The 24411-nt window shown below is 42.3% G+C and carries 24 protein-coding genes and 1 tRNA gene; 21 read left to right on the top strand and 4 right to left on the bottom strand.

Annotated elements, in window-relative coordinates; all coding sequences use genetic code 11:
* Window positions 1–2 precede the first annotated feature (2 nt).
* The 6 genes from RIL182_RS19630 (at window position 3) to RIL182_RS19605 (ending at window position 4482) form a co-directional block, all read left to right on the top strand.
* Entirely contained in the window at window positions 3–443 is a 441-nt protein-coding gene (locus RIL182_RS19630) for a prepilin peptidase (RefSeq protein ID WP_006855366.1), read from the top strand.
* Entirely contained in the window at window positions 440–640 is a 201-nt protein-coding gene (locus tag RIL182_RS19625; protein WP_006855365.1) for a hypothetical protein, read from the top strand. The genes RIL182_RS19630 and RIL182_RS19625 overlap by 4 nt, the downstream gene beginning before the upstream one ends.
* Window positions 637–1740: a DUF6382 domain-containing protein gene (locus RIL182_RS19620; RefSeq protein WP_242655442.1), complete on the top strand. Its 1104-nt coding sequence runs from the start codon at window positions 637–639 to the stop codon at window positions 1738–1740. Before RIL182_RS19625 ends, RIL182_RS19620 begins: the two co-directional genes overlap by 4 nt.
* 127 nt (window positions 1741–1867) lie before the next feature.
* Window positions 1868–2914, top strand: a complete 1047-nt coding sequence (locus RIL182_RS19615) for a rhomboid family intramembrane serine protease (protein WP_044998448.1) — start codon at window positions 1868–1870, stop codon at window positions 2912–2914.
* Window positions 2915–2978: 64 nt separating this feature from the next.
* Window positions 2979–3974 (top strand): SCP2 sterol-binding domain-containing protein, encoded by a 996-nt coding sequence (locus tag RIL182_RS19610; protein WP_006855362.1) that lies wholly within the window; start codon window positions 2979–2981, stop codon window positions 3972–3974.
* Window positions 3975–4065: 91 nt separating this feature from the next.
* Window positions 4066–4482 carry an HIT family protein gene (locus RIL182_RS19605; RefSeq protein WP_015561195.1) on the top strand — a complete coding sequence of 139 codons (417 nt, stop codon included), beginning with the start codon at window positions 4066–4068 and terminating at the stop codon, window positions 4480–4482.
* 96 nt (window positions 4483–4578) lie between these two features.
* On the opposite strand, the gene RIL182_RS19600 is transcribed toward RIL182_RS19605, so the two are convergent.
* On the bottom strand, window positions 4579–5649 hold the full coding sequence (locus tag RIL182_RS19600) for an undecaprenyldiphospho-muramoylpentapeptide beta-N-acetylglucosaminyltransferase (protein ID WP_044998477.1): 1071 nt from the start codon (window positions 5647–5649) through the stop codon (window positions 4579–4581).
* A 265-nt stretch (window positions 5650–5914) separates the two neighbouring features.
* Between RIL182_RS19600 and RIL182_RS19595 the strand changes: the two genes are divergently transcribed.
* The 8 genes from RIL182_RS19595 (at window position 5915) to RIL182_RS19560 (ending at window position 14747) form a co-directional block, all read left to right on the top strand.
* Window positions 5915–6271, top strand: coding sequence for a hypothetical protein (locus RIL182_RS19595; protein ID WP_006855359.1), 357 nt, complete (start codon window positions 5915–5917; stop codon window positions 6269–6271).
* A 156-nt stretch (window positions 6272–6427) separates the two neighbouring features.
* Window positions 6428–7846 carry a cell wall hydrolase gene (locus RIL182_RS19590; RefSeq protein ID WP_006855358.1) on the top strand — a complete coding sequence of 473 codons (1419 nt, stop codon included), beginning with the start codon at window positions 6428–6430 and terminating at the stop codon, window positions 7844–7846.
* Window positions 7847–8166: 320 nt separating this feature from the next.
* Entirely contained in the window at window positions 8167–9216 is a 1050-nt protein-coding gene (locus RIL182_RS19585) for a 3-deoxy-7-phosphoheptulonate synthase (RefSeq protein ID WP_006855357.1), read from the top strand.
* A 5-nt stretch (window positions 9217–9221) separates the two neighbouring features.
* Window positions 9222–9893 (top strand): response regulator transcription factor, encoded by a 672-nt coding sequence (locus tag RIL182_RS19580; RefSeq protein ID WP_044998476.1) that lies wholly within the window; start codon window positions 9222–9224, stop codon window positions 9891–9893.
* Window positions 9890–10933 (top strand): sensor histidine kinase, encoded by a 1044-nt coding sequence (locus RIL182_RS19575; protein WP_006855355.1) that lies wholly within the window; start codon window positions 9890–9892, stop codon window positions 10931–10933. Before RIL182_RS19580 ends, RIL182_RS19575 begins: the two co-directional genes overlap by 4 nt.
* Window positions 10934–11154: 221 nt before the next feature.
* On the top strand, window positions 11155–11922 hold the full coding sequence (locus RIL182_RS19570; RefSeq protein WP_006855354.1) for an ABC transporter ATP-binding protein: 768 nt from the start codon (window positions 11155–11157) through the stop codon (window positions 11920–11922).
* Complete coding sequence (locus RIL182_RS19565) at window positions 11915–13954, top strand: ABC transporter permease (protein WP_006855353.1); 2040 nt, start codon at window positions 11915–11917, stop codon at window positions 13952–13954. The genes RIL182_RS19570 and RIL182_RS19565 overlap by 8 nt, the downstream gene beginning before the upstream one ends.
* 157 nt (window positions 13955–14111) lie before the next feature.
* Window positions 14112–14747 carry an HAD family hydrolase gene (locus tag RIL182_RS19560; protein ID WP_006855352.1) on the top strand — a complete coding sequence of 212 codons (636 nt, stop codon included), beginning with the start codon at window positions 14112–14114 and terminating at the stop codon, window positions 14745–14747.
* A gap of 215 nt (window positions 14748–14962) precedes the next feature.
* Here the strand turns inward: RIL182_RS19560 and RIL182_RS19555 are convergent.
* Window positions 14963–15033, bottom strand: a tRNA-Gly gene (locus tag RIL182_RS19555).
* Window positions 15034–15141: 108 nt separating this feature from the next.
* Between RIL182_RS19555 and RIL182_RS19550 the strand changes: the two genes are divergently transcribed.
* Window positions 15142–16224, top strand: a complete 1083-nt coding sequence (locus RIL182_RS19550) for a S66 family peptidase (RefSeq protein ID WP_006855350.1) — start codon at window positions 15142–15144, stop codon at window positions 16222–16224.
* Window positions 16225–16235: 11 nt separating this feature from the next.
* Here the strand turns inward: RIL182_RS19550 and RIL182_RS19545 are convergent, their stop codons facing one another.
* On the bottom strand, window positions 16236–16964 hold the full coding sequence (locus tag RIL182_RS19545; protein WP_242655441.1) for a hypothetical protein: 729 nt from the start codon (window positions 16962–16964) through the stop codon (window positions 16236–16238).
* 136 nt (window positions 16965–17100) lie between these two features.
* Here RIL182_RS19545 and RIL182_RS19540 point away from each other — a divergent pair, with 136 nt between their 5' ends.
* From RIL182_RS19540 to RIL182_RS19530, 3 genes are read left to right on the top strand one after another with little or no spacing between them, the layout of a single operon-like run.
* A complete protein-coding gene (locus RIL182_RS19540) occupies window positions 17101–17559 on the top strand; it encodes an NfeD family protein (protein ID WP_006855348.1) in 459 nt (152 codons plus the stop codon).
* Between the two features lie 2 nt (window positions 17560–17561).
* On the top strand, window positions 17562–18413 hold the full coding sequence (locus RIL182_RS19535) for a patatin family protein (protein ID WP_006855347.1): 852 nt from the start codon (window positions 17562–17564) through the stop codon (window positions 18411–18413).
* A 17-nt stretch (window positions 18414–18430) separates the two neighbouring features.
* Window positions 18431–19375, top strand: coding sequence for a D-2-hydroxyacid dehydrogenase (locus RIL182_RS19530; protein ID WP_022111722.1), 945 nt, complete (start codon window positions 18431–18433; stop codon window positions 19373–19375).
* Between the two features lie 176 nt (window positions 19376–19551).
* On the opposite strand, the gene RIL182_RS19525 is transcribed toward RIL182_RS19530, so the two are convergent.
* A complete protein-coding gene (locus tag RIL182_RS19525; protein WP_044998447.1) occupies window positions 19552–20520 on the bottom strand; it encodes a zinc dependent phospholipase C family protein in 969 nt (322 codons plus the stop codon).
* 335 nt (window positions 20521–20855) lie between these two features.
* Here RIL182_RS19525 and RIL182_RS19520 point away from each other — a divergent pair, with 335 nt between their 5' ends.
* The 3 genes from RIL182_RS19520 (at window position 20856) to RIL182_RS19510 (ending at window position 24326) form a co-directional block, all read left to right on the top strand.
* Window positions 20856–22253, top strand: coding sequence for a radical SAM protein (locus RIL182_RS19520; RefSeq protein WP_015559611.1), 1398 nt, complete (start codon window positions 20856–20858; stop codon window positions 22251–22253).
* A gap of 6 nt (window positions 22254–22259) precedes the next feature.
* On the top strand, window positions 22260–23294 hold the full coding sequence (locus tag RIL182_RS19515; RefSeq protein WP_330368861.1) for a lysylphosphatidylglycerol synthase transmembrane domain-containing protein: 1035 nt from the start codon (window positions 22260–22262) through the stop codon (window positions 23292–23294).
* 99 nt (window positions 23295–23393) lie between these two features.
* Complete coding sequence (locus tag RIL182_RS19510) at window positions 23394–24326, top strand: SPFH domain-containing protein (protein ID WP_006855342.1); 933 nt, start codon at window positions 23394–23396, stop codon at window positions 24324–24326.
* Window positions 24327–24411: the final 85 nt, after the last annotated feature.

The raw sequence follows: 24411 nt of genomic DNA, 5'->3' as shown, positions 1-24411 counted from the left end.
GAATGCAGGAGGATTATGGGAAAATGCTGCAAAATACATTAATACTTGGATTTTTTTCGATATCTGCATTTCAGGATTACAGAAATAGAAAAATAAATATATATTTTTTACTGACCGGAGGTATTATAGGACTCTTATTTCATCTCTATAGTATGGAGTTGAGTATCATAGAGATTTTACTCGGAATGGGGATTGGAATGATGATCTTGTTTTTTGGGTTATGGTCAGGTGGAAGTGTCGGGCGTGCAGATGGAATGATTCTGGTGGTCAGCGGGATATTTTTGGGATTTGAAAAAAATGTGGAGGTATTTGTTATGGGACTATTTTTAGCTGGGATAACATCTTTATTTTTATCGGTGATCAGAAGGAAAGGACGAACCTACAGGATTCCCTTTGCCCCTTTTTTACTGGCGGGTTATCTGTTCGTAATGGTGATGGAATGAAGGAATGGGAAGCATCCATTACCATTGAGGCCGCAATCATTATGTCAATGGCGATGTTATTATTTTTCGTTATTATGAAACTTGGACTGCAGTTGTATGACGAGACGAGAACACTTGCAGGGGGAATTATAAAAGATCAAACAGTAAATGCGGTAAAATTGTTTTATGAGCTGGAAAGGGTGAGAGAATTATTTTGAGTATTCAATTTAGTTATTACAGAAATATTCATGCCAGTCATATGATTTTAACACCGGCATTAGAAGGAGAACCATGGGAAAAAGAAATGCTCTGGAGAAACAGACCCAGGGAACTTATATTGCCGGAGTATAATAGCAGAAACGGACAGACACAGTTGTGGTATGACATAACAGGAAAACAGGCAGTGGATATGTTAGCGGAATTGTCAGATATCAGTTATGAGATATTTATTAAAATATGTGAGGCGGTTGTTGCGATGGCGGAGGTACTGGATGGCTTGCTGATATCTCCGGATATATTGCTGCTGCGCCCGGAAAGTATTTTTTTTGACAATCAGACAGAAAATGTCAGTTTTTGCTGTTATTTTGGAAATGAAAAGGAGATAGGAAAATCATTTCATGAGCTATTAGAGTATCTTCTGGCAAAATTAGACCATAAAAATGTGAATGGAGTTCAGACGGCATATGAGTTATTTGAATATACCAGAATGGATGGATACTGTATTGCAGAAATAAAAAAGATACTGAGAAAGGCTGAATATACAGAGAATGTACCGGAAAAAATTACAGAGACGGTGTGGAAGGAAGAGGAGTCTGAGTATATGTCGATTCCTGTGGAAAATAAGAAAAAAGGGATCCTGCGTTTGTGGCAGCAAAAAGAGCAGAACATATTTGGAAGGATCCGTAAATTATTACAAGGGGGAAAAATACCGGAGAAAAAAGTGGAGCCATTTGTATTTGAACCGGAACCAGAAATTAACATGCACCAGCAGAATCCAACTGTTTTACTTGCTGATCTACCCAAAAAGGAATATGGAATACTAAAATATGAAGGAAATGGCACCTGCAGTGAACTTTCGATAGATCATACCCCATATATTATAGGAAGTGAATTGGATTGTGATGGTGTGATACCGAGTGGAACAGTGAGCAGGCATCATGCGCGGATCACCAGAAAAGGGGAGGTTTACTTTATAGAGGATCTTAATTCTTCCAATGGGACCATGGTAGGCGGAGAGTTACTGAATTGCAGGGTAAAAATGAGCCTTCAGGCGCAGGAAACGGTTATGTTTGCGGACGAAAAGTTTAGATTTATTTAAGAAAATAAAAAGACATACATATTTGCAATCTTTTTTTGCTACGTTATAATGAACTTTAGCAAGTTCATATTATGTGTGGAAAACATGCACAATAAATACGGCTATAATTAAATCAGAGGGCAAATATATGAACAGAGAGATAGAACAGGCAATACTTACAGAAGGTTACCGGTTTTGCAGGGTACAGCCGGAAAATATCGGCGTTTTTTATAAATACTACCAGCAGGGATTTCATGTGGTAATGATGATATCGCTGGAAGATACACAGGCTTTGACAGTAGAACAGCATCAGGTAATGCAGGAACGTGTGATGGATCTGTTTTATCATCCGCAGGGAAGACTTGCAGATTTTCCGGAAGGCTATCCGGTTTATCATGTGGAATTGCTTACACTGCTGTCTGGTAATAATACGGATATGATGCATCAGTTATGCTGTATGCAAAAAAACGTCTGGGGTTACGACATGAAGCAGGGCAGACTGATCATTTATGAGAATCAGCCGGGGGATTTCTGGGGACTTAAAAATGCACTGGAGAATTGCAGAGCCGAATCAAAAAGTACCGGAAGTACAAATCCAGGTTTTTCTCTGAAGGGACTCTCCTATACTACGATAGCGATTGCTGCCATAAATGTGATCGTATATCTGATACTGGAAATTCTGGGAGATACGCAGGATCCGTTTTATATTGCATCCCATGGCGGAATGTACCCGGAGTTCATACAGATCAATCATCAGTGGTGGAGGATATTTACAGCGATGTTTATTCATTTTGGTTTACCACACCTGGTAAACAATATGGTAATATTCTTCTGTGTTGGATCGAGACTGGAGCGGGCAGCAGGTCATTTTAAAATGTTTGTAATATACATGTTATCCGGAATTGGTGGAGGATTATTATCCTATTTTATGATGTTATACAGCGGAGATTATGCAGTATCAGCAGGCGCATCCGGTGCGGTGTTTGGCACGATTGGCGGTTTGATCTGGGTAGTGATAAGACATCGGGGCAGATTTGAAGGTTTAACGGTAAAAGGAATGATCCTTATGGCGGTATTGAGTCTGTACTATGGTTTTTCCACAATTGGAATTGATAACTGGTGTCATGTTGGAGGAATTCTTACCGGATTTCTTGCGGCGATGATTTTATACCACAAAAAAGTGGAAAATTGTTGATTATAAGAATAAAACTTTATATACTGAAAACAGTATTTGGTGAACATGCAGGAAGAGGTAGAATATGAAAGTAAACATTTATTATGGTGGACGGGGATTGTTAGATGATCCTACATTATATGTGTTGAACAAAATGGAAGAAGTATTGCAGGAACTTCGCGTGACAGTGGAACGCATTAATATTTATGAGCATAAAAATGAGATCGCAACGCTTCCGCAAACGATGAAAGATGCGGATGGTATTATTCTTGCGACCACCATCGAGTGGCTTGGGATAGGCGGCTACATGCAGCAGTTCCTGGATGCCTGCTGGCTGTATGGCGATAAGGAAAAGATAAAAACGACTTATATGCAGCCGATTGTCATGTCTACAACATATGGAGAGCGCGAGGGCGAACTGACATTGCAGAGTGCATGGGAGATTTTAGGTGGACAGCCATGCCCGGGACTTTGCGGATATGTTGAGGATCTTGTCAGTTTTGAGATGAATAAGGACTATACCGTTCTGATTGAGAAGAAAGCAGAAAATCTTTACCGGACGATCTCGCAGAAAGTAAAATGTCTTCCAACCAGCAATCAGGCAGTAAAACAGACCATATTAAGGACTCCTCAGTTAGAGCTTACCCCACAGGAGAGTGAGCAGTTGTCAAAGTATGTGTCGGATGACACATATGTGAAAAAACAGAAGGAAGATATCGAAGAACTTGCAACGATGTTTAAGGGAATGCTTGGTAAGTCCGAAAAAGAGGATGAAGAGGCTTATATTGAAACATTTCGTGCACAGTTTGCACCGCAGCCAGAATTTAGGGCAAGATATCTGTTTATTATAGAGGGCAGGAAAAAACCGCTGTTTCTGGAAGTAAATGAAGGCGAGCTTACCATTCACTATGGCCAGGAAGAAAATATTGATGTCTATGCAAAATTAAAACCGGAAGTTATGGACAGTATCGTAGATGGACGGATGACATTTCAGAGAGCATTTATGACAGGGGAAATGACTGCGAAAGGAAACTTTAAGATCCTGCGTATGTTAGATACCATGTTTAATTTCGCACATTGATGCACAAAATCTGCAGGACGTCGCAGCAAATACGTTGATTACGCAAATAAAAGGAAGTGCAGATGCACGGAAATGGAGGATAATAGATAAAATGAGAGATGCAAATTGTATTTTTTGTAAAATTATTGGAGGCGAGATTCCGTCCAATACGATTTATGAAGATGATGAGTTCAAAGTAATTCTGGATGCAAGCCCGGCATCAAAAGGACATGCATTGATCCTGCCAAAGGAACATTATGCAGACATTTATGAGATTGATGAAAAGACTGCAGGACATGCAATGCAGCTTGCAAAAAAACTTGCAAAACATATGACGGATGTTTTAAAGTGCGATGGATTTAATATTGTGCAGAATAATCATGAAATTGCTGGACAGACAGTATTTCATTTTCACATGCATCTGATCCCTCGTTATAAGAATGCAAAAAATAATGATATTCTGATCTGGGATCATGAAGAGTTTACACCAGAAGAGATGGCGGAGATCAGAGATTCTTTAAAGATGTAAAAAGATTGCTGAATAATCAGTTTTTTGACCATAGTTATACAACGAAAGAGGAACAGACATATAAAAAATATATATCCGTTCCTCTTATCTTAAAAATCATTTTTTAGATGCGTCTAAAATCAGTCCGATAATCGTATCAATGGAATTACGGCTGTTACTGTTTTCCATTGCCTCAATATATGCTTCCTTTTTGTGGAAGACATGTTCAATTGCTTCAAGAAGTGTTGTGTTTGACAGTTCTTCTTCCTCTAACACATAACTAAATCCCTGGGAACGAAACGAATTTGCATTCAGAATCTGATCTCCACGGCTGGCAGCGGCGGAAAGAGGAATTAAAATATTAGGCTTGCGCAACGCAAGAAGTTCACAGATTGCGTTTGCACCTGCGCGGGAAATGACAAGATCTGCAAGAGCAAACATATCGGAAAGCTCTTTGTTGGCATATTCAAACTGTGCATATCCATCTGTCGCAGTTAATGTATCGTCCAGATTACCTTTTCCACAGAGATGAATCACATTATAATTTTTCAAAAGTTCAGGAAGCAGGCCGCGGATCGCTGTATTTATTACACGGGAGCCGGAACTTCCACCAACGATCAGAATTGTCTGTTTACTGTGATCTTTAAAATGACAGAGCGAAAAAGCAAAGTCGGCATTTCCTGTTAAAAGTTCCTGACGAATCGGGGAACCGGTCAGTACCGCCTTTTCTTTCGGAAGATAAGAAAGTGTTTCAGGAAAATTACAGCAAACTTTTGTTGCGCTCGGAATGGCAAGTTTGTTTGCAAGTCCCGGAGTCAGATCAGACTCATGTATAATGGCAGGAACTTTGCAGTGTTTTGCAGCTAAAACAACTGGGACAGAGACAAAGCCGCCTTTAGAAAAAACGACATCCGGTTTTATCTTTTTTAAAAGCCGGATCGACTGCGCATATCCTTTTAATACTTTAAATGGATCTGAAAAATTCTTAGGATCAAAGTAACGTCTTAATTTTCCAGAAGAAATGCCATAGTAAGGAACACCCTGTTCCTCGATCAGCCGTTTTTCAATTCCTTCATAGGAACCTATATAAGAAATTTCAAAACCTTCATTTCGCAAGGCTGGCATCAATGCGATATTTGGTGTGACATGTCCTGCAGTGCCGCCCCCGGTCATTACGATTTTTTTCATAGAATAATCCCTTTCCTGTAACATTTTGCACTTCCCTATTTATAATACCCTTATGCATAAAAGTCAAGAAAAGACTTATAAAATGGAAAACAGGAAGAGAGAGAATTGATAAAAAGCAAAGAATTGAAAGGGAAAAATGTCGGAAGTTGCGGTCAAAACACGGCCGAAAGACCTTTTCAAATGGTTCTGTTCTTTCTATAATTAATAAGAAAAAGGGACAATACATAAATTTATTGATAAGTCCCGGAAAAGAGAGGTGGTATACATGGAGCAGATGGGAACCTTTATGGCAGAATATGCAGAATGGTTTTATATGGGAAGCAGTATTGTGATATTGATCCTTCTGATTTATGTATTACACAGGATAAAAAAAACAGAGCGAAAAAACCTTATGATGAACAGGGAAATAGAAAAAAGATTGCAGCAAATAGAAAAACAAAACAGACAAAAAGAAACCGAAGATAGAACAGAAAACGAACATGAAAAAATGACCGGTAAAATAAGGCTGAAGGAAGACACTGATTTACACCAGACGCAGGTATTGCAAGGTCTGGAGAAAGGAAAGCAGAATGCAGAGTCCGTGACCGTGATCCATGATGTTATAGAGGAGGTTTTTTCGTAAAATTTGGAATAAAATGTCAGATGCTTGACATTTCATGTTTGCTTTGCTATAATCCTCATTGTAATAAATCCGTAATAATTGTAACAAAGATGAATAAAACGAAACAAAGGTGTAATACTATTTACATAAGATGGTAAACACTGATGGAGGTTTTCTATGAATTTAAGAAAAAGAGCAATCAGCGGAATCATGCTTGCCGGTTCTATGGTAGTGATGTGCGCGATTGCAGATGCAGCCAGTACAGTTTCAGCAGAGGCAGTAGCGGTTGTAGCAGACACAAGGACGGACTTAGCTACAGATGGGACAGCAGGTGTTGTTGCACAGTTAAACCAGATAAACACAGATATAGTGGAGATGGCAGCAGCAGGGATTGAACACTCCCAGACCATACTTGTTGCTTCAGCAGATGAGGAAGCGCAGGCAGTGGAAGATACAGATACATTGGAAAATGCATCTGTAGTACAGAATGAAGCAGCATCCATAGAGGAATCTGCACAGATTGAATCAGAGGAAGATGGCACGGCACAGGATGCGGGTACTACAGAAGATATACAGGAAACAGTTGAAGAAAACGCAACAGATATAGAAAATACAGAAAACACTGAGACCGAGAATACAGAAGAGACAGAAAACATCGAGAATGCTGAGGATGCCGGGAATACGGAGAATACAGAAGATGCTGAGTGGCAGAACCGTCTGATGGCAGATGTTGATGAGTTTTTATATGTCAGGGCATCTGGCGATGCGGATGCAGAGATTATCGGTAAATTATATAAAGGTGATGTGGCAGATGTTGTCGAGAGCGGAGATACATGGACTCATGTGGTATCCGGTGATGTAGACGGATATGTCAACAATGATTATTGTGTATCCGGTGAGGACGCACTTGCCTATGCACAGGAAAATGTTGAAACAGAGGCACAGGTCAATACGAATGGACTTCGTGTCAGAAATGAAGCGTCCGAGGATGCGTCCGTTATCACTGCAGTTTCCGAAGGAACGACATTGACGGTCGATACAGATGCTGAGGCAGAAGATGGCTGGGTAGCTGTAAAATATAAAGGACAGACCGCATATGTCAGTGCAGATTATGTTACGACAGAACTTGCACTTGGCGAGGCAGTTACAATCGAAGAAGAAAAGGCAGCATTAGCAAAGAAAGCTGAGGAAGAGGCAGCGGCAAAAGCAGCACAGACTACAGAGACATCCACCGTACAGAATGCTTCAGTTTCAGCATCTTATGATGATGTGACACTTCTTGCAGCACTGATCCAGTGTGAAGCAGGAAATGAATGTTATGAAGGACAGCTTGCAGTTGGGGCAGTTGTTATGAACAGACTTCGTTCCGGTGCATATCCATCCAGTATTTCTGGTGTTATTTACCAGAGCGGTCAATTCCCGCCGGCAGGACAGGGAATGGTTGCGAGTATCGCAGCAAACGGACCAAAGAGCAGCTGCGTACAGGCAGCACAACAGGCATTGGGCGGTTCTGATAACACTGGTGGTGCAACCTGTTTCTCAAGAGCAAGTTCCGGACGCGCCGGTGTTGTAATTGGAAACCATGTATTTTATTAAAAACGGCATAATATGATTTTAGACAGGTATTTCGGAAACGGAATACCTGTTTTCGCGTTTTCCTATGTTAAGGAAGAAGCTGTTAAATTATTCAAAAGGGATTGACAGATCACAAAGAACAAAGTATTATTTAAAGGAACTTCATACTGCAATGCTTTAAAGTGAAAAAGAAAAACGCATTATGAACACAATAGATTCAATGTTTTACAGGCAAATCTATTGATATAAATAAAAAAGTCAGCGCAAAGAGTACAAAATGTCTTTTAACAGGATGATATCGATAACTGATATAGAAAAACGGCGCAGAAACGGAGGACAAAATGGAAATGGAAATGGAGTTCTTACGGAAACTTCCGACACCGGCAGAATTGAAGGAAGAATATCCGGTAAGTGCACAGGTTGTTGCAACTAAGGCAGAGCGTGATGATGAGATCCGCGCAATCTTTGAGGGAAAAGAAGATAAATTAATTCTGGTGATCGGACCGTGCTCTGCGGACAACGAGGATGCGGTAATTGATTATATTTCAAGACTTCGCAAAGTACAGGATAAAGTTGCAGATAAGATTTTTATGATTCCACGTATTTACACGAACAAACCAAGAACGATTGGAATCGGTTATAAGGGTATGCTGCATCAGCCGGACCCGGAAAAAGAAACGGATATGTTAAAAGGAATCATAGCGATTCGCCAGATGCATAAACGTGCAGTGGAAGAGACCGGTTTTACCTGTGCGGATGAGATGTTATATCCGGAAAATCACAGATATTTGTCAGATCTGCTTTCTTATGTAGCAGTAGGTGCACGTTCCGTGGAAAACCAGCAGCACAGACTGACGGCAAGCGGTGTTGGCATTCCGGTAGGTATGAAAAATCCAACCGGCGGTGACATTGCAGTCATGATGAATTCCATCATTGCTGCACAGAACAGCCATACATTTTTATACCGCGGCTGGGAAGTAAAAACACAGGGAAATCCATATACGCATGCAATTTTGAGAGGTTATGTGGATAAATTCGGAAGAAATATTCCGAATTATCATTACGAAGATCTGCAGAATCTGCTGGAGCATTATGAGGATGCCAATTCGTCAAGCAATCCGCTTGCAAATCCGGCAGTTATCGTGGATGCAAACCATTCCAATTCCGGTAAGAAATTTGAGGAACAGATCAGAATCAGCAAGGACGTACTGCATAGCTGTAAGATGTCGGCAGATATTCATAAGCTGGTCAAGGGACTGATGATCGAGAGTTACATCGAGGACGGAAACCAGAAAGTTGGAGAGCACTGCTATGGCAAATCCATTACAGATCCTTGTCTTGGCTGGGAGAAAACAGAGAAGCTTATTTATGAGCTGGCAGAACTGTGGTAAATGCCATGTACCGTATTTTGATTGTAGAAGATGACGAAAGTATAGCACGGAGTGTCAAAACTCATCTGGAAAGTTGGAATTATGAGGTATGCTGTGCCGAAGATTTTTCCAATGTGGCCGGTACGTTCGCGGCGTTTGATCCGCAGCTTGTACTGATGGATGTGAAACTTCCTTTTTTCAATGGCTACCACTGGTGCAGTGAGATCCGTAAAGTATCAAAAGTGCCTGTTATTTTTGTATCGTCCGCGTCGGATAATATGAATATTGTCATGGCAGTCAGTATGGGCGGAGATGATTTTATCGCAAAACCATTTGATCTTGAGGTGCTGACTGCAAAGGTACAGGCAATGCTTCGCAGAACCTATGATTTTACAGGACAGAGTGCTGTTTTAGAGCATAAGGGTGCCATGCTGAATCTGACAGAGGCAGCATTATTTTATGAGCAGGAAAAAATAGAATTGACGAAAAATGAATTTAAGATCCTGCAGGTACTCATGGAAAATAAACAGAAAGTTGTATCAAGAGATACGCTGATGGTAAAATTATGGGAGAGTGACAGTTTTGTGGATGAAAATACGCTTTCTGTCAATGTAAACCGTTTGCGGAAAAAACTGGAATCAGTGGGGCTTTGTGATTTTATTGTAACGAGAAAAGGAATCGGGTATCAGATCGGATGAGCGGAATTATTTCTTATGTAAAAAGAATTGGTGTCTGGCTGTGCATTGTCATTGCATGTGAAACGATCATGATCATCACGATGATGCTCAATAAAATACCATTCGCAGAAATTGGTTATGGAATATTTATTTCACTGTTTCTGCTGCTGATACTTCTGGCTTTTGATGCGATGAGGTATTACAGGCATTATCAGAAGGTAAAGGAGTTAGAGCATACCATCATGCTCTCCACGGACGGGATGCCGGAAAATGCAGACCTGCTGGAAAATGAATACCAGAAGCTTCTTCGGATATTATCGGATGAATATACAGGGGCGCAGAGCCGGGCAGCCACAAGACAGAAAAATATGCAGGAATATTATGCCATGTGGGTTCACCAGGTCAAGACACCGATCGCAGCACTGCGGCTTCTGCTTCAGAATAAAAATGATGAGGGGCAGATGACAGAGGAACTTTCCGAGCTGTTTGGGATTGAACAGTATGTGGAGATGGCATTGCAGTATCAGCGTCTTGATTCGGAAACGACGGATTTTGTATTTGAGGAGACCGATTTAGATGAGATCATACGGACTTCCGTGAGAAAATACGCCAGGCAGTTTATTGCAAAAAAAATCAGTCTGAGCTATGAGCCGGTTGAAACAACGGTGATCACCGATAAAAAATGGCTCTCATTTGTCATAGAACAGGTGATATCGAATGCGGTCAAATATACAAAAACAGGCGGTATTAAAATTTATCTGGAGGATGGGGATGGAACCATGTCGGTGCCAGTGCAGAAAGCATCTCATAGAAAAGAAGATGATGGGGAGAACAGCGGCATGAAATCGGTTCGCCTTGTCATTGAGGATACCGGAATCGGGATCCGGGCAGAGGATCTGCCGCGTATCTGTGAGATGGGATATACCGGCTGTAACGGACATGAGGGACAGCATTCGAGTGGAATCGGTCTGTATTTGTGCAGCCGTATTTTAAAGAAACTGGGTCACACATTTTCCATTACTTCAAAAGAAGAGGTGGGAACGGTTGTAAAAATTGGTTAAAGCGGCTATTTCAGGTAAGAATGTATAATGGAATAAAAATGCAATCTTACAGGAATGTAAGATACGGCAGGGAAATGTAAGCTGGTTCGATGGCATACATTTCCCTGTTTTGCTATACTGGGTACAGTCCTTGAGAAAATGAAATAAAATTGCTGCGGTAAAAACGATGCTTACAGCAGCAGAAAAAATATGAGAGTAGAAAAGACGGGGAGGAACCTGATATGGCACTTTTAGAGGTAAATAATTTAAAGAAAATATATACCACGCGGTTTGGAGGAAACCAGGTGGAGGCATTAAAATCGATGAATTTTTCGGTGGAGGAAGGCGAGTATGTGGCGATCATGGGAGAGTCCGGCTCTGGAAAAACGACGCTTCTCAATATTCTTGCCGCACTGGATAAGCCGACTGCGGGAGAAGTCCTTTTGAACGGGAAAAATATTGTGACGCTCCGTGAGAAAGAGATCTCTGCATTCAGACGGGATCATCTCGGATTTGTTTTTCAGGATTTTAACTTATTAGATCAGTTCTGCTTAAAGGACAATATCCTGCTCCCGCTTGTACTTGCCGGTGTAAAACCGGAGCAGATGGAGCCAAAAGTATATCCGCTTGCAAAAAAACTTGGAATTGAAGAACTTTTGGAAAAATATCCGTATGAAATCTCCGGTGGACAAAAACAGCGTGTGGCAGTGGCGCGTGCACTGATTACAAATCCACAGCTGATCTTAGCGGATGAACCGACCGGGGCACTTGATTCGAAGGCGACCGACAGTATCCTGGCATTATTTAACCAGATCAATGAGGATGGACAGACGATCCTTATGGTAACACACAGTATCAAGGCAGCAAGTCATGCGAAACGGGTGCTGTTTATCAAAGATGGAGAAGTATTCCATCAGCTGTACCGCGGAGATATGAGTACCGAGGAACTTTATGCGAAAATATCCGACACACTCACTATTTTAACGACAGGTGGTGAGCGTCATGAATAAACTTTATCTGAAACTTGCATGGAGCAACTTAAAAAACAGCAGACAGTTTTATCTGCCATATGTGATCGCAGGAATGTTGTCAGCCATGATGTTTTATACGATGTGTGCGATCCAGGGGAATGAAGGGCTCTCAAAGATGCGCGGAGGAACCAGTGTCCAGATGGTTCTTTTCTTTGGAGTGATCGTCGTAGGTGTGTTTGTCAGTATCTTTTTGTTTTATACGAACAGCTTTATTATGAAGCGCAGAAAAAAAGAACTTGGGATCTATAATATTCTTGGCATGGAAAAAATCCATATTGCCAAAATCATGGCATGGGAAACGTTTTTTTCTTTCCTGATCGCAGTTGGCGGCGGCCTGATACTCGGTATCGTATTCCAGAAATTACTGACTATGTTTTTGTACCGGCTGACCGGATTAGATGCAGCAATTCCGTTTTACATTTCAGGATGGGGATGCCTTCATACCGCAGAACTTTTTGGTGCCATTTATGTATGTATTCTTCTTTACAATCTGATGCAGATCCGGCTTTCAAATCCGGTGGAATTGCTGCATAGCGGAAGTACGGGAGAACGTGAACCGAAAACCAAAATTCTGCAGGCAGTGCTTGGAGTAGTTTGTATTGCAGCCGGTTATTATATGGCAATCACTGTGGATAACCCGGTAAAGGCGATTACTCTGTTTTTCGTTGCAGTCATGCTGGTTATTATCGGAACCTACTGGCTGTTTAATGCCGGCAGTATCGCATTTTTAAAATTACTTCGGAAAAACAAGCGTTATTATTACCAGACCAGACATTTTACAACGGTTTCCGGCATGATCTACCGGATGAAACAGAATGCTGTGGGACTAGCAAATATCTGTATTTTGTCAACAATGGTACTGGTTGTGATTTCTATGACAGTATGTATGTACGCCGGACTTGAAGATGAGTTAAAAACACAGTATCCGGCAGAGCTGGAAGTACTGTTTTATGACCCGGATGGACAGCAGGATTCCGGGACATTTGACCGGATGACAGATGAGATTGAAAATGTGATAAAAGAAAATGGCAGAGTAATAACAGGCAGACAAAAAGGAATCTATGCGGGGGCGGCAGTCATGCTGTCTGGAAATAAGGTTATAGCACTGGATCGTTCGAATATGGATTTTTCCAATATGTATATGCTTGAAGTTATGACAAAACAGGTATTTGAGGAATATATGCAGGAATCAATCCCGGATATTTCAGATGGAAGCGTGGCAATAATGGCAGATCCTGTGTATGAGCTGGAGAGCATTGTGATTGGTGATGATGAGTATCCGGTGGAACAGACCATGAAAATTCCGGGGAAAGATGCAATGACGGAATTAGTGGGAGGTACTGTAATCGTGATTGCAAAAGATGAAACTGCATTAGAAAAGATGCGTCAGCAGTTATCAGATATGGAGACGGCTGCCTATGGGGAAGATCGAAAAGTTGACCTTACCTATATGATGAACTTTGATATGAGTGGATCTGTGGAAGAAAAAATTGCCTGCGCAAATGCTGTGCGGGAGCACCTCAATGAATGGCAGAATGATGAGACAAATCCACAGATCATGCGGCTGGATTGCAACGTAGTGTCAAGAGCGGAGGGCCGCATAGATTATGAGTCAAGCAATGGCGGTTTGTTTTTCCTTGGATTGTTTTTGGGAAGCATGTTTTTGATGATCACGGTACTGATTATTTATTATAAGCAGATATCCGAAGGTTATGAAGACAAAGAACGGTTTGCCATCATGGAGAAAGTCGGAATGAGCAACGCCGAGGTAAAGGCCTCGATCCGTTCCCAGGTGCGCACGGTATTTTTCCTGCCGCTCGTCACGGCAGCATGTCATCTTGCAGCAGCATATCCGATGCTGAAAAAACTGCTTGCACTGGTGGCTTTGTATAACGGAACCCTGTTTGCATGGTGCTTAGCAGGCACAGTGCTGGTATTTGGACTGATCTATCTGGCTGTCTTTGCAGTTACATCAAGAAGTTATTATAAAATTGTGGGAAATCAGGTATAAGACGGCTGCCGCATCTGTTTTGCAATGGACAGATGCGGTATTTTTGACATTGGAATCCGTTCTGTGTTAGAATCAGTCGAAATTAAAAAATGAGAGTTTGAAGATGGAGATCGTGTGACTGTGCATTGTCCCTAAAAGGATAGAAACGAGGAAGATTATGGAACAGATAAAAAATATTATTTTTGATGTGGGGGATGTTTTACTCTCCTACCGGTGGAAATATATGCTGATGGATTATGGTCTTACAGAAACGGAAGCAGTACGCATTGGAACGGAAATGTTTGATGATCCGGAAGGATTGTGGGGACTGCTTGATCTGGGAACCGTCCCGCAGCAGGAGATCATTGAGCGTTATTGTAGAAAATATCCGGCAGATGAAAAGGTGATCCGCTGGTTTATCGGGCATGGAGAGTATATGCCCGTAGCAAGACCTGCAGTCTGGGAACTTGTACACAAATTGAAAAAGCAGGGGTACGGGGTGTATCTGCTATCCAACTATTCAGAGGAATTATTCAAAAAGCATACAGAATACGCGGATTTCATGAATGATATTGACGGACTGATCGTGTCCTATATGGTGCACAAAGCAAAACCGGATCCGGCGATTTATGCGGCACTCTGCGAGAAATATGAGTTAAATCCATCTGAATGTTTGTTTTTTGATGACCGTCTGGAAAATGTACAGGCGGCGATAAGCTACGGCATGCAGGCGAAGCAGGTGTTGTCGAAAGAGGGGCTTGCGGAGGATCTGGAGGAAATTGTGCAGGTGTATAAGAGTTTGCAAAAGAAATAGGGGTTGTTTTTTTTCCTATTATCTCTAACAAGCGTAATGATCGCACATATCAGGATAACAAATGTAAATAAGTCTGAGTATGTAACCATATTGCCGTCCTCCTATATCAAGACTCGGAGGAGCAGGTGCAACCGTCCACCGGCTGCCTGGGTAAATATATTATATTGTCAATGTGTCACAAGGGAAAATAAGAACTTCTATGAAAAATAAAAGAGAGCAGACAACGGGAATCGAACCCGCCTCCTCAGCTTGGGAAGCTGATATACTACCGATGTACTATGTCTGCCCGTAATGAAATAACTACTAATTATTATAGCAAAACGAAAAAAGATTGCAACCGTTTTTTTGACGGTGTAAACTGAGAGAGAGAAACATTGGAGGAAACGATAACGATATGAAATATCCAGAATTTTTACCGGAAAACGGAACGATCGGTTTTGTGGCACCATCTTTTGGCTGCAGTATAGAGCCGTACCATACAGCATTTTTAAATGCACAGAAGAAATTTACCGGACTGGGACATAGATTAGAACTTGGACCAAACTGTTATGCGTCGGAAGGAATCGGCATCAGCAGCACTCCGGAAGCATGCGGGGCGGAGCTGACAGAATATTATTGCAGCGATAAAAATGACATACTGATCTCCTGTGGCGGCGGTGAACTGATGTGTGAAATCTTAGACAAAGTAGATTTTGACAGGATCAGGGTGACAAAACCAAAGTGGTATATGGGATTTTCCGATAATACTAATATGACATTCCTGCTTGCCACGCTGTGCGATACAGCATCTATATATGGACCATGTGCGGCGGCATTCGGCATGGAACCGTGGCATGAGAGCCTTTGGGATGCCTATCATCTTCTGCGTGGAGAAAAAAGCAGTATAGAGGGCTATGCACTGTGGGAAAAAGAAGGAAAAAAAGACGAGGAACATCCGCTTGAACCATACAATGTGACAGAAGAGAAAAAACTTATGGTATGTCTGCCTGAAAGACAGAAAAATAATGTGCAGTACAAACCATTGGTGCAGCCGGCAGAGGAATTACAGGAAGAAATCACCATGCAGGGAAGACTGCTTGGCGGCTGCATGGATTGTCTGGTCAACCTGCTGGGAACAGAGTTTGATAAAGTACAGGAATTTACAGAGAAGTATCAGGATGACGGAATCATCTGGTTTTTAGAGTCCTGTGATCTGAATGTGATGTCTATCCGCAGGGCGGTCTGGCAGATGAAACATGCCGGATGGTTTTCGCATGTAAAAGGTTTTTTGATTGGAAGACCGGCGGTGTTCGGACAGGAAATGATGGGATTAGACCAGTACCATGCGGTTACAGACCTGCTTGCCGGGTATCAGGTACCGGTCATTATGGATGCGGATATCGGACATATCCCACCGATGATGCCGCTTGTCTGCGGAAGTTATGCGGACATCAGTGTCAGTGGAAATGCGTTGAAAGTAAATATGCAGTGGAAATAGATTCCCCCAAATTATAAAATGACATTCACATTGCTGCCGATTCCGGTGTTGAGCAGTGTGTTTAAATCAGCAGTTACCGGTGTAACAGATGCGATGTTAAGTGCATTCACAGCGGTAGAACCGGTATCAGCAGAATCGGTTTTGCCGGTGGTGCTGTCGGAAACAGACGAGGATGTCTGTTTATTTGCATTGCGCTTTGCCAGTGCATCATTGTATTCGATCTGTGTCAGAATATTGCTTCTGTTTTCCAGACGTCTGGCATAGGAATTGACACGCTGCATGTACTCTGAATCTGAAGAAAACAGAGACTCAAATTTTGAAATATCCGCGGAACCAAAAAGAGAACTGCGCGATTCGAGCGTGCCGTTGCCTTTTACGGTAATACCGATCTTGTCAAGCTGGCTTTCATACTCTGCAGTCAGATTCTTCAGATTTTTCTGGGTGTTTTTGACGGTACGGTCGTCTGATGCACCGGATGAGTTTATCATATTATTGTAGGTGCTGATGAACGCTGAAACACTGTTTTTGATATTTATTTCATTATCGTCATCATATGTAAATGAGCCAAGGGAACGTATCGCACGGCGCAGCGCATGCGAATCGGCACCCGTGAGGGTGGAATTGGACAGATTACTGCGTGATGTGGTGGTACGTGCATCCGCATTTGCTGCATAAAAACGACGCATATAATAGGATGTACCAAGTGTGGTTCCGGCTCCGACATAAGCGGTATTGGCCATAAGAAAGACCTCCTTAAAAATCATCTGTTATATGTTTCGGTCGAAAAGCGTAGATAATTAACCATGGCATTGAAAATTTATTTGCGTTATACTACTATAGAAACAGCAGAAATATTACGACAGGAGGGAGAAGATTATGGAGATAATAGTTTGGTTGGCATTGATCATTTTCTTTGTGGTATTGGAGATCGCTACCGTTGGTCTGACATCGATCTGGCTGGCAGGAGGAAGTCTTGCAGGACTGATCTGTGCGGCATTTGGAATGGGAATCACGGGACAGATCATCGTGTTTGCAGCAGTGTCATTTGTACTGCTTTATTTTACAAGACCCTGGGCTCTGAAATATTTAAAACCGCATCTGGTTAAGACAAATTATGAGGAAGCAGTTGGAAAAAATGTCTGTGTCACAGAGCAGATTGATAATGTCAGGGGAACCGGAACCGCGGTTATGAATGGTCTGGAATGGACAGCCCGCTCGGTGGATGATGAAAAGACCTTCGAGCCGGGGATGATCGTGATGGTAAAGGAAATCAAGGGTGTCACTCTTTATGTGACGGAGAGCAGTGATATGCCTCAGATGAATGGAGATAAATAGAAATGAAACTTGGAATGGTATTTGAAGGCGGGGCAAACCGCACGGTTTTTTCCTGTGGAGTAATGGATAAATTTCTGGAAGAAAATATCATGCCGGATTATTACATCGGTGTTTCCGCTGGAATGGCATATGGATTGTCGTATCTTTCCGGGCAGAAAGGACGTAATCTGGAACTGATGGAAAAATATATGGCGGATAAGCGCTATATGGGTATGCGCCATCTGCTAAACCGCAAAGAACATGCGTATTACAATACGAAGTTTGTGTTTGAAGAAGTACCGAATGAGCTTCTTCCGCTTGATTATGATGCTCTGGCACGTTTTCCAGGAGAGATTGAAGCGGCAGTCACAAATATTCACACAGGAAAAGCAGAATACATGGAAGTCCCGCGTGGGAAAGAGATGAAGGATCTGCTGATCGCAACCTGTTCACTGCCGATTCTTTTTCAGCCGGTAAAGATCGGCAGACATTATTATCTGGACGGCGGACTTGCAGATTCGGTTCCTTATGAACATGCTATGGAAATGGGCTGTGAAAAACTGGTTGTTGTTCTGACAAGGGAACGCGGCTATGTAAAGACACAGGAAAAGGCGGCAGGCGTTATGAACCGTCTTTATCAGCGATATCCGAAGATCGTGGAGGATATGAAACTTCGCGCGGAGCGCTACAATGTTTCCATGGAAAAACTGATGCAGTTAGAGAAAGAGGAAAAAGTATTTGTGATCGCACCGGAGTCGACCTATGGAGTTGGCAGGACGGAGACGGATACCATAAAATTGCGCAGGCTTTATGATGAAGGTTATCGTATTGCCACAGAACAGACAGACGCCCTTCGCGCCTATTTGAATAAATAATGCAAAGGAGAAAAAAGATGAACATTGTATTTCTGGATGCAAAAACTATCGGGGAAGACATTGATCTCTCCGGGTACGACAAACTTGGAACAGTTATAAAATATGGATTTTCCACAACGGAAGAGGCAAGAGAGCGCACCAAAGATGCCGATGTGGTGATCGTAAATAAAGTACAGATCAATGAGACATCGATCGGTGAGGCAGAGCACTTAAAACTGGTCTGCGTGACTGCAACCGGAACGAACAATCTGGACAAAGCATATCTGGATGCACATGGCATTGCCTGGAGAAATGTTGCCGGATATTCCACGGAGACGGTGGCACAGCACACATTTGCCCTGTTATTCTATCTCTGGGAAAAATTAAGATACTATGATGACTATGTCAAATCAGAAAAATACGTTGGAGATATCACATTTACCCATTTTGATAATGTATTCCATGATCTGAATGGTAAGACATGGGGAATTATTGGGCTTGGAGCGATCGGACGAAGAGTTGCGGACATTGCCAAAATGTTTGGCTGCCATGTGATCTACTATTCTACAACAGGGAAAAATAACCAGCCGGGTTATGAGCGTGTGGAGTTTGATGAGCTGCTTGCAAAATCAGACATCGTGTCCGTACATGCGCCGCTGACAGAGCAGACAGAAGGGCTGATGAATGCAGAGGCATTTTCTAAAATGAAACCGTCTGCCATCTTTTTAAACCTCGGCAGAGGACCGATCGTTGTGGAAAGAGATCTTGCAGATGCGTTGGAAAATAAAACGATCGCAGGAGCCGGACTTGACGTACTTACCGTAGAACCGATGAGTGCAGAAAATCCATTGAAACGGATCAAGGACAGCGACCGTCTGATCATTACCCCTCATATTGCGTGGGCAAGCCTTGAGGCGCGCACCAGACTGATGAAAATCATTGAGGGACAGATCCGTGACTTCTTTGGCGGAAGTGATAAATAAACACTAGAAGGTACACTTTGCAAACAGCCTATTAGCCTGTTATCAGAAGTAATATACAAAAACAAAATACAGAAATAAAAATACCGCGCAGATTTGCGCGGTATTTTTATTTGAGGTGAGCTGCCTTTTGTCACATGGATCTTCATAGAAAATTGTAGAGTCGTTACTTCAGGCAATCAGCTCGGAATCGTAGCACTCAACCCGCTGTGAAACGAAAGATTTCCATATTCCTGCAAAAAATCTTGTATAGCAGCGTCCTGCCTTGCTGAATCAGCACCTGCATGAAGTGCAGCATACAGCGAATGGATCCGGGACAGGTACAGCTCTTTGGATTTATCATACAGTTCAAAGAAACTCTCATTGGAAGTAATGGAAGAATCCCATGGATTTTTCCACAGTGCATGTCTTAAATTAAATGGATCCGTGCGGAAAAACAAGGTATCACTCGGGATCAGTGGTGAAAACAGCGGATATCCGAGACAGATCCGCTCCGTCAGCCGGACAATGGCCTTTTTCTTTCCGGAATCATCGTGCATCAGCCAGAGACCAAGCTGCATGGAAAAAATAGCAAGGTACATGGTATATTTGCGGAATTTGACATCCGGAAAGGCATAGCGGTAGGCATAATAGAGCATACTTGCAATAACATGTTTCTGGCGGTGTGTCAGCCGGATCGTGTCCTCGGTATGGAAATTGCAGGGCTGGCGGTGCAGTTTTAAATCGAGCAGTGCGGTATCGATATCTGTTTCCAGATAGGCATGTCTTGAAAAATAGGCGTTTTCCTTTTTATCCTTATAGTGTGTCATGGCATAAATATACGGATGACATATTGTATCCAAGGTATAGTGCCCGAGAAAACCAATCAGGTAGGCTTCTGCAATGTTAAGATCCGTGCGGGAGGAAAACTGGTTACGGCTTTCAATCAGACCCTGGAAAAAGGCACTGGTCTCGCGGACATGGGCAAGAGCACCGATATTGTGACCTTCTAACACATAGGAAGGAAGATAATAAAAGAAAATATCCGGTCCCTGAAGTCCGAGACCGTAGGCAGCGCGATTATAATAAAGATTCTTTTTTAAAGAATTATTTTTCAGGTTATGATAAACCTCTCTTCCGAATATATAATGGGTAACATATCCAGGCATGATTAAAAATCTCCTTTCCATGAAATGAACCATCGTTATTATAACCAGTTTGGAAAGAACTGTTAAGCATGGTAGTTAAGATTTAAGAAAAAAGTAATAATCGCTGATTGACAAAGTTTATTGGAATGATATAATACAACATAGTTATCAATACTACATGATGACACATGAATGCTATGCAAATATTGCCTGATGTAGTCGGAAAATAGACAAAAAAGCAAATTTGTATATTAGATGGCTACATTAAAAAGTCATTGCATATTTAAAAAAGAGTGCAATTTTTTTATACTTGCTTCTAGTAAAAGAATGTGAAAAAAATAACGGAGGTCGGAGTTATGGCAAATTTAGCACTGACAGTAGAGAGAAAAGCATTCAGCGTCGCAATCGATGCTGCACTGAAAAGTCTGAACAAGGATCGTGAGAAAGGATTGTTACAGATCGTAGATCTTACAGAGAAATTTATGGGAGATAACTTCCGTAAAGAAGCTTATGATGGTGTAAGAAAAATGATCCAGAATCCGGATCACAAATGGATGCGCTATGTCAATCGTCTGTTGGATGAGACAGATCCGCATGTTGCAAAAATGACCGCATTAAACCTTGGTTTTCAGGCTGCATTTTATGGAACAAAGACCATCCGTAAAATGAGAGAGGTTCATGACTGTAATATCCCGTGGCTGATCTTAATGGATCCGACAAGTGCATGTAACCTTCACTGTACCGGATGCTGGGCAGCTGAGTACGGTAATAAATTAAATCTTTCCTTTGATGAACTTGACAGCATCGTAACACAGGGAAAAGAACTTGGTATTTATTTTTACATGATGACCGGTGGAGAGCCTCTGGTTCGTAAAGCAGACATCATCAAACTCTGTGAGAAACACAATGACTGTGCATTCCACTGCTATACAAATGGTACACTCGTAGATCAGAAACTCTGCGATGATATGAAACGTGTCGGCAACCTTTCCTTATCCATCAGCCTTGAGGGATTTGAAGATGCGAATGATTTCCGCCGTGGAGAGGGCGTATATGATAAAGTTCTTCATGCAATGGATCTTTTACATGAGAACGGATTGATTTTCGGAAACAGTGTATGCTATACTAGCAAAAACATGGATGCTGTTACATCTGACGAATTTTTTGATCTTCTGATCGAGCATGGAAGCCGTTTTGCATGGTATTTCCATCTGATGCCGGTAGGTATGAAAGCTGCTCCGGATCTGATGCCGACCAAAGAACAGCGTGAATATATCTATCACAGAATCCGTGAGGTTCGTGCGATGGAAGGTGGAAAAGAAATCTTTGTTATGGATTTCCAGAATGATGGTGAGTTTGTAGGCGGATGTATTGCAGGAGGAAGAAACTACTGCCATATCAACCCGAAGGGTGACGTGGAGCCATGTGTATTCATTCATTATTCCGGTGCAAATATCCGTGAAAAATCACTGTTAGAATGTTTGAAACAGCCATTGTTCATGGCATACAGAGATAACCAGCCATTCAACGACAACATGCTGCGCCCATGTCCGATGCTTGAGAATCCTGAGATCTTACAGCGTATGGTACATGAAACAGGTGCGCACTCCACAGATGTTGAGGAGGCAGAGCCGGTAGAACATTTATGTGGAAAATGCGAAGCATATGCATGTGAATGGAAAGAAACGGCAGACAGACTCTGGAAAGAGCATCCATATAAACAAAAAGGATACACCAACTTCAAAAAGAAATAAGGGGCGATTGTTATCAGTAAAGTACAGAAGCAGCTTTTAAAATGGGGACTGGTACTGGCGGTCATCGGGATCATTGTATATACATTCCGCGATTCGGCAGGACCGATTTTAGAACAGCTTACGAAAACATCACCGGCCGTTGTCATTGGCATTTGCCTGATGGCAGCGGTATATCAGATCATAGAAGGCATAATCACGACCGTGCTCGCAAAGCAGTATCGGTCGTCTTTTGCATGTAAAAATGGTATTACGAATGCGTTTTTATGCTCTTTTTACCGGGTGGCGACATTGGGGAGCGGTTCTGGTGTTGCGGCGATCATTTATCTGGGGGAGCAGGGAATCGAATACGGCGGTGGATTTGGGCTGTATATGATACAGTATGCACTCCATAAAATGAGCATAGCGTTGTTTTCCGCGATTCTTTTTGTGATGAACTGGGAATTTATGAAAAGCTGGTTTGGAGATTACGCGGGACTTTTAGCAGGCGGATATGCGGTCACATTTGTGATCACCATCGGTCTGTTCCTGTTCTGCTGTTCAAAGAAATTCCACCGGCTGATCTTCCGGCTGCTGGATATCGTAAATCAAAAATTCCACGGAAGATTTGAAATAATGGAAGCGGAGATCAAAAGACAGTGCATGATGCTTGAGGATGCCTCGAAGCATTTACTGAAAAATAAAAAAGCAACCACAGGCGTGATCTTTCTTTGTCTGTTGAAATGCTGTTTCTGGTATGGAATCCCGTATCTTCTTTTTAAAGGCGTCCAGTTTCAGGGAAATCCGGCATTGACTCTGTCGCAGGTGCTTGCGATCACGTCACTGTCCGTTATGCTTGCGGCGGTGATTCCGTCTCCGGCGGGAATTGGCTCTACAGAGTTTGTGTTTACGACACTTTTTGCCGGAATCGTTGGGACAGGCATGGCGGGATCGGCATCGCTTTTGTACCGCTTTGGCACATTTGTATTTCCATTTCTGGTGGGAACCGTTGTCGTGCTTATCAGGCATTTTAGAAGAAAAAAAATATCTGGTAACCGCATATGAAAAGATTAGTTGTAATCTCAAAGTAAATATAGTAATATGAATAAAGGCACAAAACAGATAGTATACTGTATTTAAAATTGAATTAGGGAGGAGTTTTATATGCCAGGAGTAATTGTAGCACTGATTATTTTAATTATTGTAGCACTGCTGATCGCAGTATCCTGTGTTAAGATCGTTCCACAGGCGACTGCATGCGTGGTAGAACGTCTGGGAGGTTATCTCGCAACATGGTCTGTAGGTATTCATTTCAAAGCACCGTTTATCGACCGTGTGGCAAAGAGAGTTGTATTAAAAGAGCAGGTGGTGGATTTCCCGCCACAGCCGGTTATCACAAAAGATAACGTAACGATGCAGATTGATACCGTTGTATATTTCCAGATCACAGATCCGAAACTTTATGCATATGGAGTGGAAAATCCGATCATGGCGATCGAGAATCTGACAGCAACCACACTGCGTAACATCATTGGTGATCTTGAACTTGATGAGACACTGACATCGAGAGAGACAATCAACACGAAGATGAGATCTTCTTTAGATGTTGCGACTGATCCATGGGGAATCAAAGTCAACCGTGTTGAGTTAAAGAATATCATCCCGCCTGCAGCGATCCAGGATGCGATGGAGAAACAGATGAAGGCAGAGCGTGAGCGACGTGAAGCGATCCTGCGTGCAGAGGGTGAAAAGAAATCAACAGTCCTCGTTGCAGAAGGTAAGAAAGAATCTGCAATTCTTGACGCAGAGGCAGAGAAACAGGCAGCAATTTTACGTGCAGAGGCAAAGAAAGAGGCAACGATCCGCGAGGCAGAAGGTCAGGCAGAAGCTATTTTAAAGATCCAGCAGGCAAATGCAGACGGACTTCGCATGATCAAAGAAGCTGCACCGGATCAGAATGTGATCCAGTTAAAGAGCTTAGAGGCATTTGCAAAAGCAGCAGACGGAAAAGCAACCAAGATCATTATTCCGTCCGAGATCCAGGGAATCGCAGGTCTTGCAAAATCTGTTACGGAAATTGCAGCAGATCATAAATAAAATCAGAAAAATTTATCAGAACGGATGGTGCGCATGGTGTACCATCCGTTGTGGCATAAAAAGAAAATATGCGCAGCCATGCAAA

The organism is Roseburia intestinalis L1-82, assembly GCF_900537995.1.
GTDB classification, from domain to species: Bacteria; Bacillota; Clostridia; order Lachnospirales; family Lachnospiraceae; genus Roseburia; species Roseburia intestinalis.
Note: the sequence above shows the minus strand (reverse complement) of the source record. Positions and strands in the feature narration are given on the sequence as shown.